Source organism: Heyndrickxia coagulans DSM 1 = ATCC 7050 (assembly GCF_000290615.1).
GTDB lineage: Bacteria > Bacillota > Bacilli > Bacillales > Bacillaceae_C > Weizmannia > Weizmannia coagulans.
Window position 1 is genome coordinate 1 of the sequence record NZ_ALAS01000300.1, and the last position, 203, is coordinate 203.

Sequence of the window (203 nt, forward strand, 5' to 3'; positions counted from 1 at the left end):
TGGATGGGCGTCCTAACCTTGGCCCACTCAGACGAATGCCAAGAGATTTGCAGTATGCCAGATTATTACGGTTTCGGTAAATTTTATCTGCCAAGATCGCTTCCGGATAAAATCCGAACCGGTTGTAGTAGTTTTCAACAGATTCCTTGAGAGTGGTCCCTTCATTGTAATTTTCCCAGTCGAGGTGCTCAATCAAGGCATAA

At 44.8% G+C, this 203-nt stretch carries 1 protein-coding gene; it reads right to left on the bottom strand.

The annotated features are described in order from the left end of the window. Window positions 1–203 (bottom strand): transposase (locus IC21_RS16550; protein WP_371836572.1); only part of this gene is annotated, 203 nt, incomplete at both ends.